Genomic DNA, 15,013 nt, shown 5'->3' with positions numbered 1-15,013 from the left:
AGCTGTGTACTTCCTTTCTTCATGTAAAAACCATTTTAATTGCGAACAACTAGCCTATATTTTTTATCATGTTTTCCATACTTTCTAATTTTAAATCTTATGTGAGTAGGATGTCTACTTTCTATAATTTGTCGATAGTGCAGATAGTGATTTTGAAAGTCTAGATTTTTAGGATGAAAAACTACTGATTAAAGTTTCACTGTATCTTTGGCTCTTTCTCGGTATTATTATGTTATTATTTGGTAAGAGGATAAATGTAAAGTGAAACATGTGAGGTTGGTTATAAATGATAAAGAAATTTACTAGAGTAGTATTAACTGTAGTTATGCCAATTAGTATGATTGTGGGGTGTGGAAATACTGAAAAAACTGAAGCAAAAGAACCGAAAGCGATACAATCAGAGAAAAAGGACTATACGGATTACTCGTATGGAAACAAAGGTATAGTAGTAAGCGGAAAAGCGAAAGAACGTCAACAATACGAGGTTGGATATATGGATGATAATAAGTTAATTGGGATTGATGAAAATATTGAGGACTGTATCGTTTTAGATAACAAGGATGAAGCAGGTCTTGTTTGGAAGCGAATAGAGCGTGGATCGATTATTGAAGTACAATATGGTAAGGACCGTAATGATATCGTAGGCGTACAATTAGTAGGAGATCGTGAGCCATACGAAATTAGTGATAAGTTTGATCGAAATACGATAAACGAGGTTGTCGAAAACGTTAAAGGGAATTTGTAATAGATGTATTTCGCTAGTATAGGATTTCTTATCATGAAATTATGAATCAACGGCATTTTTCATATGAAAATGCCGTTGATTTGTGTTAAAAATAAATGCTATTCTATAGTTTTGTAGAAAAACACGTATGAAACAAAAATGAATTATTCTTCTTTCGGCTGTTATGATCGACGTAAGGTTATTAACCAAAATAGAAGAGCGAAAGCACTAACAGATACACCTAATATGCATACTCCATCCCAACCATATTTTGCATACGTATTTGTTGAAAGAATTGCACCTGTTGCACTACCGATAGAGTTAAAAATTATGTAACTTTATAATTATTTATTTTTTGAAAAGTAGTAGGGTGTAAGGCGATAAGTGCTTTTGACGGCGATTGCAATTGGTTATTAAATAATGTCTGTTAAGGGGTTTTCTAGAAACTATCATTCGCCTGCTGGGGATAAAATGCAGTGTTTATAAAAAGGCGGAATAACCATATTTTTATACATAGTAGATTCATAGTCTTTCACGAATGAGAAAATAAAGGGAGGTTGAGATATTTACACGAACAGTGTAGGTATCGATTACAGCAATGAATATTAAAAAACGAGTAATCGCACTATCAACAAGTCTAGTAATTTTAGGGAGTGCACCTTTATCAATATCAGCAGAAGAGATAAATAAATCTCATACTGACCAACTTAGTATTGCACAAGGGGAGCGTAGAACGAACGTATTACGTTATTCTAATTTCAATCTAGAAACTCCAGATCACATGCAAATTAATGAAGCAGAAGTATCAGAGAACGAGGAAATTCTTCTAGAAGAATATAAACATAAACATGATGAAACAGAAGAGTTACAGAAAATGAAAGAAGCGAAAAAAGGTCAAGTAGCAGAAGATGAAGCTATCTCAAACATTGAAAAGGCATTTGAACATGTAGACGGACGAAATGATGGCTCTACTCGTGAAATGAAGCCGGTTGAAAAACGAAGAGCTATTCAGTATAGTGCATCGATGACTACAAAGAAATATGGAACACTTGCAGGTGTCCCGTTTGTAGAGTGGATTGTTCCAGCTGGAAATCCTGATATTCGCCCTGCAAATCCGATGAAAGCACGCTACATTACAATTCACGAGACTGCAAACACAGCTCGTGGTGCAAATGCTGAAAATCATGCGAAATATTTGTATAAACAAGCAACGGAAGGTACGTTCCGAACAGCTTCTTGGCATTTTACTGTAGACGATAAACAAGTTTATCAGCACTTACCAACAAATGAAAACGGTTGGCATGCAGGAGATGGCGATGGCTCAGGAAATAGAGAGTCTATCGGTATCGAAATTTCAGTTAACCAAGATGGAGATTACAATAAAGCGTTAGAGAATGCAAAGAGACTTGCAGGTTATTTAATGAACAAAGAAGGTATTAGTGCGGACCACATTTATAGGCATCAACAATGGAGTGGGAAAAACTGTCCTGATATTTTAATTTCTCGTGGGAATTGGACTGGATTCGTACAAGGTATTCAATGGTATGCAAATGTTAACGCACAAATTGATTCGCCTTTACAAGAAAGAAATGAGCTATTTGATTCCAATGAATATAATCCAGCTGAACCTAATATGGAGCTTGTAGTAAATGGTGATGGTATAAACGTACGTAGTGGTTCGGGACTTGAACATCATATCGTTCGTAAAGCTTCAAACGGGGATCGTTACAAAGTGTTAGCAGTTAAAAATGGTTGGTATAAAGTAGGTAACGATGAGTGGATTTTCTATAACCCAAGTTGGATTAAGATAAACTATAATGTGCCACATAAAGAAGTACAAAAACCAAAAGATGATATTACAGGTGGATGGTTTGAAGGGAACATTCGTAAGCTGAACAGCCTAGGAATTATGAACGGTGAAGGAAATGGTGTATTTGCGCCTTATCGTAATGTTACGAGAGCTGAGTTTGCGACATTAATCTCAAATGCTCTCAAGCTACCAGAAGGAAACAAGTCATTTGTAGATATTGACAAAGCGCATCCATCCCTTCATAGCGGTATGAAACGTAGTGCAAGTGCAGGAATTATTAACGGTCGTGGCGGCGGGATTTTTGATCCTAACGCATCTATCACACGTGAAGAAGCATCGATCATGATTGACAACGCATTACAGTATAACCGTGTTACAGGTGAATTAGTTGCATTGCCATTTAGCGATAAACATTTGATCACATATAAACAGCCTATTCAACGATTATATAGCTTAAAAGTAGTTACTGGTGTTGGAAATAATGAGTTTAATCCTAAAGGGACAGCAACTCGTGGTGAAGCAGCTGCCTTTTTAGTGAAGATGTTAGATGCAAGTCAAAAATAGAAAGAATGATAAAGGAGCTATCCAAAATGAGAATTTGGAACAGCTCCTTTTTATATAAGCCCTTACTAAGCCCCTTCCAAGCCCCTTATAAGCACCTACCAAGTAATAAATCACTAAGAAAAAACAAAACAAAAACAACTACAAGAGCAAAAAAGCGCGAAAAAATAAAACCGTCGTTGTAGTAGTTAAAAAAATTTGGAATTCAACTGCAAAAACCAAGCCCTCACTCCTATATGTATATTGAAGGATTGAAATCTGCCTTTTTATGAAAACAAGGGGGAGGTAAACATATGGCGGTGTACCGTAATGTGCAAGTGAACTTTTGGCAAGATGAATTCATATTAGATTTAACGCCAGAGGAGCGTTATTTTTACATATATTTGTTAACTGGTACGAAAACGAAGCAATGTGGAATTTACGTATTACCGAAGCGTGTGGCAGAACTTGAAACAGGCTACAATATGGAGACTGTTGAGAAGTTATTAAATAGGTTTGTTGAATACGGAAAGATTTTATACGATGCGGAAACGAAAGAGTTATATATAATAAATTGGCTACACTATAATCCTATTTTAAATACGAATGTAGAAAAATGTGTGTTACGTGAGTTAAAGACTGTAAAAAATAAAGAATTTATACATATGTTTTTACGTACATGTCTGGAAGAAGAATGGAAGATTCCATTGTTATTGCAGTATTTTGGTATGCCAGAGGAAGAGGATACTAGTAGTTTACAAGAAATTGTTGAAGAAATAAAAGATGTGGAAGTGGAAGAGGACACTCCACATAGTGAAGTTTATAAGTTTTACGAGCAACATATAAGTAGTCTATCCCCATATATCGTGAAGGAATTGAAAGAGTGGATACGAAAAGTTTCAGGAGAGAGAGTATTAGAGGCGCTTAAAATTGCGTTTGAACATAATAAGAGAACGCTCGCTTATGTAAAGGGGATTTTGAGGAATTGGTGTAAGAAAGGACGGGGAGATTTCAGTGGAAGAAAGGAAGGAGAAGTCTGTTTACATGATCCATAACATGAGAAAAGAAGGATTTTTCCTATTCAAAAAGGTTCTTTCAAAATAGAAGCGAATAGTTTGAGGAAGGAGGGGGTTATATGGAAGTTGTTATAAAAAAGAAACGAACTCGTGGTAAGAGAATTTTTATTTGGTCGAGTAGTATTGTTCTTTTGTTAATGATTTGTACAGCGATTTTTTTGAACATATATACGCTTAGATCTGTGCCAAAGATAGATGGAACGATAAAGCTAGAGGATTTACAACGTGCTGTTACGGTGAAAAGAGATAGTAAAGGTGTACCGCATATTAAAGCGGAAAATGCACATGATTTATATTTTTCGCAAGGGTATGTACAAGCACAAGATCGGTTATTTCAAATGGATTTAAGTAGAAGGCAAGCTTCTGGGATGTTAAGTGAAGTTGTAGGGGAAGCAGCTATTGATCGAGATAAGTTGTTTCGAACGCTCGGTTTACGGCGAGCAGCCGAAGCGTCTGTTAGTCAATATGATGGAGAAGCGAAAGATGCTCTGCAGTCATTTGCTGATGGGGTGAATACCTTTATACGCGAGGCAAAAGTGGAAAAGAAATTGCCAGTTGAGTTTACTATATTAGGCTATGAACCTGCTGAATGGTCCATTGTGGATACGTTAACGATTGGAAAGTATATGGCGTTTGATTTAGGGGGACATTGGCACGGACAGGTATTTCGATATTGGGCGCTGAAAAATTTGCCGAAAGAGCAAGTAAATGAGTTATTTCCTACATATCCGAAAGATGCGCCTAGATTGCTAGCTGAACTGAAAAATACAAATGTAGACGTAGCACAAAGTTTTGCAAAAACGATCATTCCGCCAGAGTTTAATGGTAGTAATAACTGGGTCATAAGCGGTGAGAAGAGTGCGTCTGGTAAGCCAATTTTAGCGGATGATCCTCATTTATCTCTTGCCACGCCTTCTATTTGGTATCAATCAAAACTTGAAATGAAAGATTTGATTGTGAGTGGTGTTATTTTCGCTGGCGTGCCAGGTGTTATATTAGGGCACAATGACAAAATAGCATGGGGTGTTACGAATACCGGTCCTGATGTGCAAGATTTATATATTGAGAAGCGAAATCCTAATAATGAAAATGAATTTTTGTATAACGATAAGTGGGAAAAAGCTACCGTTGTTGATGAATCTATTAAAGTAAAAGGCGGGAAAACAATTCCGTATAACGTTACAGTTACGAGGCATGGCCCAGTCATTTCGGAGTTTGCGGATAAAGGGAAAGAGAAAACGAAAACAGTATTTGCTTTAAAGTGGACTGCTTTAGAGCCTTCCGCTGAATTAAAGGCTGTATTAAATATGAATCAGGCGAAAGACTGGAATGAGTTTGAAACGGCTCTTCAAGATTTTCATACACCAACTCAAAACTTTGTATTTGCATCAAATGATGGCACAATTGCTTATAAAGCAAATGGAAATATACCAGTGCGTAAAAAAGGTGATGGTAGTCTACCAGTGCCAGGATGGACAGATGAATATGAATGGGAAGGGTATATCCCATATGATCAACTTCCAAAAGTAATCAATCCAAAACAAGGGTTTATTTCCACTGCGAATAATAAAATTGTTGATGATCATTATCCGTACCATATTAGTAATACGTGGGCACAGCCATATAGGCAAATACGTATTCAAGAGTTTTTACAAGAGAAGGAAAAGTATACGGTGAAAGATTTAGAAGAGTTACAGATGGATCAAAAAAATTTATATGGGAAAGAGTTTGCTCCTATATTGTTAAAAGAGTTAAATAAAGCATCTTTAAATGAAGTAGAGAAAGAGGGCGTAAAACAATTAACGAAGTGGAATTTTTACGATAGTAAAGATGAATCGGCACCGTTAATATTCCATCTATTAATGAAAGAGATTTCAAATACGTTATTTTCAAAAGAAATACCGAAAGATGTGATGGAGTTATTTGAAGGAAAGGCACAAGTTGTTGATGAATTAATTCGAAAAGAAGTAGCAGGAGAACATAGCGCTTGGTTTATGAAGTACGGAGGCTTCACAAAAGTTGTGCATACATCGTACGAGAATGTAATGAAGAAATTACAGAAGGAGTATGGACCGAATGTTGCGGAGTGGAAGTGGGGCGATTACCATCAACTTGCTTTTACACATCCAATCTCCAAATCATCTAGTATGTTAGCATTACTTGCATTTAATCGCGAAAAACCAGTTCCAATTGGTGGAAGTCAAGTTACCGTTCAAGCAGCGAGCTACGGCGATAATGGTATCGTCAATCACGGAGCTTCTTGGCGATTCGTCATTGATACGAAAGATATGTCAAACGGTTATCATATCGTAGGGCCAGGACAATCAGGACATTTTAGAAGTGATTGGTATCATGATCAAATAGATGATTGGGTAAATGGAACGTATCATACGACTTCATTGAATACGGAGGGGATAGAGGGGAAGGTGTTAAATTTAGAGCCAAAGTGATAGGGGGGTGTTTGTGGGGGGACTAGTAATAATCTTTTTGATAATGAAAGCTTATCATTTAGAATATAACCTAGTTCTTAAATAATTTTAACAGCCAGCCTACTATCATTTAATTTGATAGTAGGCTGTTTCCATATTCGATGTTTACAATCGTTGTCTACATAGACTGTTTTTGAATAGGGGAAGCTGCTGGGAGGATTTGTAGTATATAAATAACACCTTCCAGTCTAGTGCTAGTTAGGGAAAATAGGTTATTTAAGGCGTTTGTGCCATTTTTTTATTTAGAAATCTTGAAAAAATTAAGATTCCTTGGCAGTAATGAAAGAAATAAGTCTATAAAAAAATATAAAACAAAGCATATTTATAACAGAAACAGCCCAAATTTCTCATTAGGAATTAGGGTTGTTTTTATGATGGGCCCTCCTTTTACTTTTAGGAACGGATATTTTCAAATGATAACCATTAATGAAATAATGCTATGTTATAATTTTCATAATATATATGAAAAGAAGGGATGGAATGAGCACACAAATAAAGGTAACACCGGAACAATTAGAACAAGCTGCTAAAACCGTAAGAAATACGAGATCATCATTAGAATATATACATAAAGATTTATACTCTCAAATTGAATATATAGCTTCTCAGTGGGGCGGAGCAAGTAGTGATCGTTTCTATCAGATGTTTAATGAAGCAAAACCAATGATGTTTAACATTTTGCAAGAGTTAGATAAAATCGCAGTAGAATTAGAACGTGCAGCTGTTAAATTCCGAGAAGCGGATGAATCGTATGACGGAAATTTAGTTGACTCTGATATTCAAGAAGGAGCCATGTGTGGAAAACTCCCTCCAAAATCAGAAGAATCATTTTTCAATAAAAAAGATTTAAATGCTGCGTGGACTGGTATTTCTACTGGTTTTGTAGATGGTGTTGTAGATGCATGGAAAGGATTCGTAGCTTTAGGAGATAAAGAAACTTGGTTAAATATGCGAGATGCGATTGTAAACTATAGAGAGACTATTCCTGCTGCATGGAACACTGTATCAGATACATTTATGAATAATTTTTGGAATGGAGATCTGGAATAGCAGAGAACATTATGCAGCTTACGCAGTCACTACGCTACTCACAGGCTTTGTTGGTGGCAAAGGTCTAGATAAAGTAGGACAAGCAGGTAAGGTGGCTGCTATTACAGGTTTTACTAAAGGGAAATCACTTGTAATTAATTCTCCGGCATATAGAAATGCATTACATATATTAAACAATTATGAATTTAAGGGTGGTAATCATCTCTCATATGCAGGAGTCGGAAGTATTAAACAGTACTTACAGAAAGCAGCTCCATATACTTATGAGGGTCCAAATGGCCCGAAAACAATAAGATTAAGATTAGGTGAGTTAGCGGGGGATAAACATCCAGTTACAGGCATTCCGTATGATTTAGATGGTTTCCCTATTTTTGAATCTAAAGGTGAGGTATTCCTAAAAGAAGCGGATTTTAAAAAATCTAGACCAACACATTTTAGAAAATGCAATAAAGCATTCTACAAACAAATAATGGAGGACCCTAATTTAGCTTCAAAGTTTACAGAAGAAGAAATTCAAATGTTTAAGCAAGGTGAAACACCAAAGAATTACACATGGCATCATCATCAAGATGCTGGTAGAATGCAACTTGTAGATTATCAGATACATCACGATACTGGTCATACAGGTGGAAATAGGATTTGGGGAAAAGATAGTGACAAATAAGGAGTGGAAAAAATGAATAATATTACATGGTCTTTTATGAGTAAAACACCAGTTACAAACGAAGAAATCCAAGCAGTAGAACAATATTTAAATATTAAATTACCTAATGATTTTGTTGCCTGTGTAAAGAAATATGACGGGGGATATCCTAATCCAAAAGTATTTGATGTACCAGGACAAGATGAGAATGTATTTAGTGATCTCTTAACTCTGCATATAGAAGACGAATATTCAATTGTCCAAAACTATAACAGTGTAAAAGATAGGTTGGTAGCTAAGGTATATCCTTTTGCTAGAGATCCATTCGGTAACCTTTTATGTTTCGATTATCGAAATAGCACTGAATCACCAACAGTAGTATTTTGGGAGCATGAGGAGGAAAACATAGAGGAAGCAATATATCCTGTTTGCTCAACGTTTACAGAATTGCTTGCTAGTCTACGTGATTTTGAAGAAGAAGATTGAGGAAGCAAAAAAACGGCCTAGAATTCTAGACCGTTTTTTTATGATTTACTAATTTTCCAACTATCATCCGTTTTCTCAAGTTCAATTACGATTACTTTTTTAGGATTACTTTTATATTGATGATGTGATTTTTGAAAGAAGAACAAAGGAGTTCTTAACTGCAAAGGTAAATAATGAAGTAAATGTAATATAAACAAAAAACTAATATAGATAAAAATTTGCTTATATGAAAGATATGATTTAATTAGGGCGTTAGAAGGAGTGCAACAATTTCAATCATATCAGGGCAAAAAAAGGAGCGGAAATACGCTCCTTTTTTATTTACCTTACTATTTTTAGGAGGTTAGTCTGAATAAGATATGGATAAAGGGTGAATAGCATTTTTATTGTTGAAATTTCATTAAATATTCTTGTGGAATATATGTGAAACGTTGTATAGAATAAGCAAGAATGCCAAAAATTATAGGGGGGAAGTTTTGAAGAGAAATAAGAGTTTAATAAGTTTTTTAGGAGTGTGTATTATATTGTTTTCTTTTTGTTTTCAAGGAAATGTACAGGCAGCTGTTCAACCAGGAAAAATCAAATCAGGAAACGTAACAGTATGGGAAGTTGGAAATGTGGCAAAAGTGTTAGCTGATGTAGAGCGTTTAAATTTAAATACAGTAAATGTACCAATTCAAGTAGATATTCCGAACGTGACTTCTACTAACATGGTAATTAATCAAGCGCAAAAGCAACAGGCTATTCTTTTAATTCGAGAATTATCAAAGCGTAATATTCAAGTTATTGTGGAACCGTTCCCATATATTCAGCAAGGGAATATTGGGGAAACGGAATGGAATCCGAGTAATATTAATGATTTCTTCTGGAATTGGAAGACGGTTATTCTGCAAGATATTTTTAACTCGATTACAAGTAAATACAATGTGTACGGGCTCAAGATTGCTTCCAATTTCGTGAATATGGAATATGCAGAAGGGTATTGGAGCGATACGATTGATTTTGTTCGCCAGCAGTATAAAGGAAATGTTTTGTATCAAATGAATTGGTGGTTAACAGCAAGCTGGGATCCTTCTTATGAAGCGAAGTTTGTAGAGAAAATTAATCGTCCGTATTTAAAAAAAGTGGATATTGTTAGTATCGATAGTTGGTTTGAAGTTTCAGGGAAAAGAAATCCATCGTATGAAGAGGTAAGACAAAATTTATTTGCGACTACAGTATATAATCGTGGACAAAATGTCGTTCAACAACTAGAACAATTACATAAAGCAACAGGAAAGCCAGTTTACTTTGGTGGATTTAACGTTCCAGCGCGTGAATTGGGCTTGCAAAATCCGTGGAATCCAGATGTTTCTAATGTATTTTCAAAAGACATACAATTAAACGGATGGCGCGCTTACCGTGATGTATTAGAACCGAAACCGTATTTTAAAGGTTTTTCAATTTGGTTTATTGGTTCTCATAATAGTACGCATGCGTATCAAATACATAGTCAAGAAACGGCAGCAGTTATTAATGGCTGGTACCGAAAATAATTTTTATAAAATAGGCAAGTTTTGAGGTTCACTACATATATTTCTAGTGAAAGGCCTTTCACCATCTTATCACCTAGGGGGCAATCATCATGAAATTTTTGTCTTACCTTACAGTAATTTTGGTGATTCTTGGCGGTTTGAATTGGTTATTTGTGGCGTTAGATTACAATGTAGTTGAGAAATGGTTTGGTTCTATGCCGGCGCTTGTGGACACTATTTATTGGCTCATTGGTCTTTCTGCTATTTATCAAATTTTTGATCGGTTCTTTACGAACAAATAGCTATTATTCTTTTATTACTAGAGTGTTAAGTACGATTATGTACTTAACACTTTTTTGTATGTTTATAAAAATAGTTTGCACATGCAAGCGATTCCATTGCGTCTTGCGCCGTAATAATAGAAAACAAATTGACCGTATATTATATTTCGGGTTATAATTCAGAAAGTTTAAAAAATAATAAGATTGATAAATAGGGAGGTTATTAGGATGATGGAGAGGGTATATAATTTTTCAGCTGGACCATCTATACTCCCTTTGCCAGTTTTAGAGAAAGTGCAAAAGGAGCTTGTAAATTATAACGGGACAGGCATGTCTATTATGGAAATGAGTCATCGATCTTCTTATTTTCAAAGTATTATAGATGAAGCGAGTAACTTGCTTCGTGAATTAATGAACATTCCTGATGAGTATGAAGTACTGTTTTTACAAGGTGGTGCGTCATTACAATTTTCTATGATACCGTTAAACTTAATGAATACGTATAAAAAAGCAGGGTACGTATTGACTGGCTCATGGTCTAAAAAGGCGCTGCAAGAAGCTGAAAAAGTAGGGGAAGTACAAGTGATTGCTTCTTCTGAACAAGAGAAGTTTAGTACAATTCCTAAACTGGATGGTTTACCAAATGATGAAAAACTAGATTATGTACATATTACAACGAACAATACAATTGAGGGAACGAAATATGTGGACATTCCACATGTAGATAAAGTACCGCTCGTTGCGGATATGTCTTCAAATATTTTATCAGAACGATATGATGTTTCGAAGTTTGGTCTTATATATGCGGGAGCGCAAAAGAATTTAGGGCCAGCGGGCTTAACGATTGCGATTATAAAAAGGGATTTAATTGGAGGAGCAGATCGCTCTTGTCCGACAATGTTAAATTATGAAACTTACAGCAAAAATAACTCCTTATATAATACACCGCCGTCTTTTAGTATTTACGTAACGAAACTTGTGCTAGAGTGGCTGAAAGAGCAAGGCGGGGTATCTGCGATTGAAGAACAAAATAAAATGAAATCTTCACTTCTTTACAATTTCTTAGATGAATCAAAAATGTTTACTTCACCAGTTGATCCTACGTATCGATCACTTATGAACATTCCGTTTACAACGCCGTCAGAAGAGCTGAACAATGAGTTTTTACAAAAAGCGAAAGAACGCGGCCTTGTTACGTTAAAAGGGCATCGATCAGTCGGTGGTATGCGCGCTAGTATTTATAATGCGATGCCAGCAGAAGGCGTACAGCAATTAGTAAATTATATGAAGGAATTTGAGCTTGAGAATAGATAGGGAGATGGGGATATGTTTCGTGTTCAAACGTTAAATCAAATTGCAGAAAAAGGTTTGCAAGTGCTTAGCGGAGAGCGCTATGAAGTAGGGGGGAGAATGGACCACCCAGACGGCATTTTACTTCGCAGTTATTCTTTACATCAAGAAGATTTTTCAAAAGACTTAAAGGCGATTGCAAGAGCTGGTGCAGGTGTAAATAATATTCCTGTCGAGCGATGTACAGAAAAAGGGATTGTAGTATTTAATACACCAGGAGCGAATGCTAATGCAGTAAAGGAACTTATTATTGCAAGTCTTATTATGTCTTCACGTAACATTATTAACGGAGTAAGCTGGACGAAAAATTTAGAAGGGGAAGAAGTACCGCAGCTTGTTGAATCTGGAAAGAAACAATTTGTTGGATCTGAAATTGCGGGGAAACGTCTAGGGGTTATCGGCCTTGGCGCAATCGGTGCTTTAGTTGCGAACGATGCGTTAGCTTTAGGGATGGACGTTGTCGGATACGATCCTTACATTTCAGTTGAAACAGCATGGCGCCTTTCTACACATGTGCAAAGAGCATTTAGTTTAGATGAAATTTTTGCAACGTGTGATTATATTACCCTTCATATTCCTCTTACGAATCAAACGAAGGGGATTATTGGTGAACACGCTATAGAGAAAATGAAAAAAGGAATGCGTTTATTCAATTTTTCTAGAGGAGAACTTGTAGATGAAAAGGTTCTTCAAAAAGCGTTAGAAGAAGATGTTATTGCGCATTACGTAACGGACTTCCCGAATGAAAATGTAATAAAGATGAAAAATGTAACTGCGACGCCTCACCTTGGTGCATCTACATCTGAATCAGAAGAAAATTGTGCGATCATGGCAGCGCGTCAATTACGTGAATATTTAGAGACAGGAAATATTCGTAATTCAGTCAACTATCCAAACGTAGAATTGCCGTATATCGGAAAGAAACGTATTACAATCATGCATCAAAACGTTCCGAACATGGTAGGACAAATTACAGGATGTTTAGCAGAACATCATATTAATATTGCCGATATGATTAATCGTAGTAAACATTCTTGGGCGTACACAATGATTGATATTGATAACGGAATTGATGATATAATAAAAGAGAACATTGTGGAAAATATAAGCAAAATTACAGGTGTTGTAGCCGTTCGAATGATTGTGTAAAGGAGAGAGGGAATTGGCAAAAATCCGACCGTTTCGGGCCATTCGTCCAGTAGAAGAAAAAGCAGCACAAGTTGCGGCTTTACCGTATGATGTTTTAAATAGTGAAGAGGCAAGAGAAGTTGTAAAAGGAAATCCATTTTCTTTCTTACACGTTGATAAAGCAGAAATTGATTTAGACCCAGCGCTTTCACCGTACGATGATCGCGTATATGAAAAAGCGGGTGAAAATTTAAATCGTTTTATACGAGAAGAAGTGTTCATACAAGACGAAGAGCCAGCACTATACATTTATGAACTGACGATGCAAGGAAGAACGCAGTCCGGTCTTGTCGTTTGTACATCTATTGATGAGTATGAAGATGATACAATTAAAAAACATGAAAGAACGCGTCATGAAAAAGAACTAGATCGTATTCGTCACGTAGATGTGTGTGATGCAAATACAGGTCCTATCTTTTTAACATATCGTACAAAAGAAGAAGTGAAACGTTTCATTGCAAACTGGAAAGAAGAACATACACCAATTTATACATTTACAGCAGAAGACGACGTTAGGCATGTTGCTTGGAAAATAGCTGATGAAGAAGTAATTGCGAGTTTAGTAAACTTATTTGAAGATATTCCTAATCTTTATATTGCGGATGGGCATCACCGCTCTGCATCAGCTGCAAAAGTAGGGCTTATGCGAAGAGAGCAATATCCGAATTACACAGGAGAAGAAGAGTTTAATTTCTTCCTATCAGTTTTATTCCCTCATGATGAATTATCTATTTGGGATTATAACCGCGTTGTGAAAGATTTAAATGGTTTATCAGAAGAACAGTTTTTAAAGCAAATCAAGCAATACTTCTATGTAGAAGAAGCATCTATTTCTCCGTATAAACCAAATGAACCAAAAACATTTGGCATGTATGTAAACGAGAAGTGGTATAAGCTCACAGTGAAAGAGGAAACGTTTGATGCGAACGACCTTGTAAAAGGTTTAGATGTATCTATTCTGCAAGATCATTTATTAAGCCAAGTACTTGAAATACATGATCCGCGATCTGATTCACGCATTGATTTTGTTGGAGGAATCCGCGGATTAGAAGAACTAGAATGTCTTGTAAATAGCGGTGCATATAAAGCAGCGTTCTCACTATATCCGACATCAATGGAATCTTTATTACCATTCGGAGACGCGCGAAAAGTTATGCCACAAAAATTATCGGGGTTTATACCGAAACTGCTTAGTGGGTTTTTTGTAAATTCTTTATAAGTATTATATTGGGTTGTTTGTACATTCTTTAAAATAAATATAGACTTCATTAGTTTGAAAAACCGAAATGATTTTAGTTTCGGTTTTTCTTATTTTAAAAGAGGTTTTGAGGAGGGGGACCAATGAAATTGCAAGTAGGCGAAAAAATTACCTTTGAACGAACTTTAAGGACATTCCTAGTATTACAAGAAATGTCCTTTTCACTAAATTATAGGGTATTTTGCTAAATTTCAAATTCTAAAATGAGTTTACTGGTTTGACCTGCAAACTGATAATGATAGGATCCTCTCAGACTTTCTAAGTTACCGGTAGCTTTAATAATTGTTCCTGGGGAATCTAAATTTCCTTTATCAAATATTCCTTGTTCTATAGCTGTAAATGTCCCATGTTGCCCTTTATAAACTCCTTCAAAGTGTAAAAATCCAGAAATTTTAGCAGTAGCTAAGTGACCATCATTTATATTTGAGTCTAAATAATATAATAAGTATTCAACAAAAGCCTTTCCTTTTAATTCCCCATCAATATCATATTCGACATGAGCAATATTAATAGAGAAATCTTTTTTAGTATCATCGATTGGTTTTTCATCCCATTTACTTACTGTAAATGTTACTTCCATACACGTAATCTCCCTCCAATTATA

The 15,013-nt window shown here is 35.7% G+C and carries 11 protein-coding genes and 3 pseudogenes; 11 read left to right on the top strand and 3 right to left on the bottom strand.

All coding sequences use genetic code 11. The annotated features are described in order from the left end of the window. The first annotated feature begins 286 nt into the window (after positions 1-286). The gene (locus EKQ63_RS17230; protein ID WP_143881320.1) at positions 287-745 is read left to right on the top strand and encodes a hypothetical protein; all 459 of its coding nucleotides are present in this window, start codon (positions 287-289) and stop codon (positions 743-745) included. Positions 746-906: 161 nt separating this feature from the next. Here EKQ63_RS17230 and EKQ63_RS17225 read toward each other — a convergent pair. After that, positions 907-1,062: pseudogene (locus tag EKQ63_RS17225) on the bottom strand (MFS transporter); the annotation flags it as partial. Between the two features lie 260 nt (positions 1,063-1,322). Between EKQ63_RS17225 and EKQ63_RS17220 the strand changes: the two are divergent. The 5 genes and pseudogenes from EKQ63_RS17220 (at position 1,323) to EKQ63_RS17190 (ending at position 8,818) form a co-directional block, all read left to right on the top strand. After that, entirely contained in the window at positions 1,323-3,098 is a 1,776-nt protein-coding gene (locus EKQ63_RS17220; RefSeq protein WP_143881319.1) for an S-layer homology domain-containing protein, read from the top strand. A gap of 290 nt (positions 3,099-3,388) precedes the next feature. Next, positions 3,389-4,129 (top strand): DnaD domain-containing protein, encoded by a 741-nt coding sequence (locus EKQ63_RS17210; protein WP_087954912.1) that lies wholly within the window; start codon positions 3,389-3,391, stop codon positions 4,127-4,129. An 80-nt stretch (positions 4,130-4,209) separates the two neighbouring features. Further along, entirely contained in the window at positions 4,210-6,600 is a 2,391-nt protein-coding gene (locus tag EKQ63_RS17205; protein ID WP_143881318.1) for a penicillin acylase family protein, read from the top strand. 519 nt (positions 6,601-7,119) lie between these two features. After that, a pseudogene (locus tag EKQ63_RS17195) lies at positions 7,120-8,353 on the top strand (WXG100 family type VII secretion target). A gap of 12 nt (positions 8,354-8,365) precedes the next feature. Further along, positions 8,366-8,818: an SMI1/KNR4 family protein gene (locus tag EKQ63_RS17190; protein ID WP_088327750.1), complete on the top strand. Its 453-nt coding sequence runs from the start codon at positions 8,366-8,368 to the stop codon at positions 8,816-8,818. A 38-nt stretch (positions 8,819-8,856) separates the two neighbouring features. On the opposite strand, the pseudogene EKQ63_RS17185 reads toward EKQ63_RS17190, so the two are convergent. After that, positions 8,857-8,934 (bottom strand): annotated as a pseudogene (locus tag EKQ63_RS17185) (lumazine-binding protein); the annotation flags it as partial. 360 nt (positions 8,935-9,294) lie between these two features. Here EKQ63_RS17185 and EKQ63_RS17180 point away from each other — a divergent pair. From EKQ63_RS17180 to EKQ63_RS17160, 5 genes are all read left to right on the top strand, one after another. Then, a complete protein-coding gene (locus tag EKQ63_RS17180; protein ID WP_087996120.1) occupies positions 9,295-10,353 on the top strand; it encodes a glycoside hydrolase family 113 in 1,059 nt (352 codons plus the stop codon). A gap of 89 nt (positions 10,354-10,442) precedes the next feature. Beyond that, positions 10,443-10,634, top strand: a complete 192-nt coding sequence (locus tag EKQ63_RS17175) for a DUF378 domain-containing protein (protein WP_087953127.1) — start codon at positions 10,443-10,445, stop codon at positions 10,632-10,634. Between the two features lie 210 nt (positions 10,635-10,844). Beyond that, positions 10,845-11,927 (top strand): 3-phosphoserine/phosphohydroxythreonine transaminase, encoded by a 1,083-nt coding sequence (gene serC / locus EKQ63_RS17170; RefSeq protein ID WP_088327775.1) that lies wholly within the window; start codon positions 10,845-10,847, stop codon positions 11,925-11,927. A gap of 12 nt (positions 11,928-11,939) precedes the next feature. Then, positions 11,940-13,112, top strand: a complete 1,173-nt coding sequence (locus tag EKQ63_RS17165) for a 3-phosphoglycerate dehydrogenase family protein (RefSeq protein ID WP_087953128.1) — start codon at positions 11,940-11,942, stop codon at positions 13,110-13,112. A gap of 13 nt (positions 13,113-13,125) precedes the next feature. After that, complete coding sequence (locus EKQ63_RS17160) at positions 13,126-14,370, top strand: DUF1015 domain-containing protein (protein WP_143881316.1); 1,245 nt, start codon at positions 13,126-13,128, stop codon at positions 14,368-14,370. A 223-nt stretch (positions 14,371-14,593) separates the two neighbouring features. Here the strand turns inward: EKQ63_RS17160 and EKQ63_RS17155 are convergent, their stop codons facing one another. Beyond that, on the bottom strand, positions 14,594-14,989 hold the full coding sequence (locus tag EKQ63_RS17155; RefSeq protein WP_143881315.1) for a DUF3224 domain-containing protein: 396 nt from the start codon (positions 14,987-14,989) through the stop codon (positions 14,594-14,596). Positions 14,990-15,013: the final 24 nt, after the last annotated feature.

The sequence above is a fragment of the Bacillus sp. BD59S genome, from assembly GCF_007363175.1.
GTDB lineage: Bacteria > Bacillota > Bacilli > Bacillales > Bacillaceae_G > Bacillus_A > Bacillus_A pacificus.
This window is presented reverse-complemented; position numbering and strand designations above follow the sequence as displayed.

Coding starts and splice junctions, on each gene's coding strand:
- EKQ63_RS17190 (WP_088327750.1), top strand. CDS start 8,366: ATGAATAATATTACATGGTCTTTTATGAGTAAAACACCAGTTACAAAC.
- EKQ63_RS17220 (WP_143881319.1), top strand. CDS start 1,323: ATGAATATTAAAAAACGAGTAATCGCACTATCAACAAGTCTAGTAATT.
- EKQ63_RS17175 (WP_087953127.1), top strand. CDS start 10,443: ATGAAATTTTTGTCTTACCTTACAGTAATTTTGGTGATTCTTGGCGGT.
- EKQ63_RS17210 (WP_087954912.1), top strand. CDS start 3,389: ATGGCGGTGTACCGTAATGTGCAAGTGAACTTTTGGCAAGATGAATTC.
- EKQ63_RS17205 (WP_143881318.1), top strand. CDS start 4,210: ATGGAAGTTGTTATAAAAAAGAAACGAACTCGTGGTAAGAGAATTTTT.
- serC (WP_088327775.1), top strand. CDS start 10,845: ATGGAGAGGGTATATAATTTTTCAGCTGGACCATCTATACTCCCTTTG.
- EKQ63_RS17230 (WP_143881320.1), top strand. CDS start 287: ATGATAAAGAAATTTACTAGAGTAGTATTAACTGTAGTTATGCCAATT.
- EKQ63_RS17155 (WP_143881315.1), bottom strand. CDS start 14,989: ATGGAAGTAACATTTACAGTAAGTAAATGGGATGAAAAACCAATCGAT.
- EKQ63_RS17165 (WP_087953128.1), top strand. CDS start 11,940: ATGTTTCGTGTTCAAACGTTAAATCAAATTGCAGAAAAAGGTTTGCAA.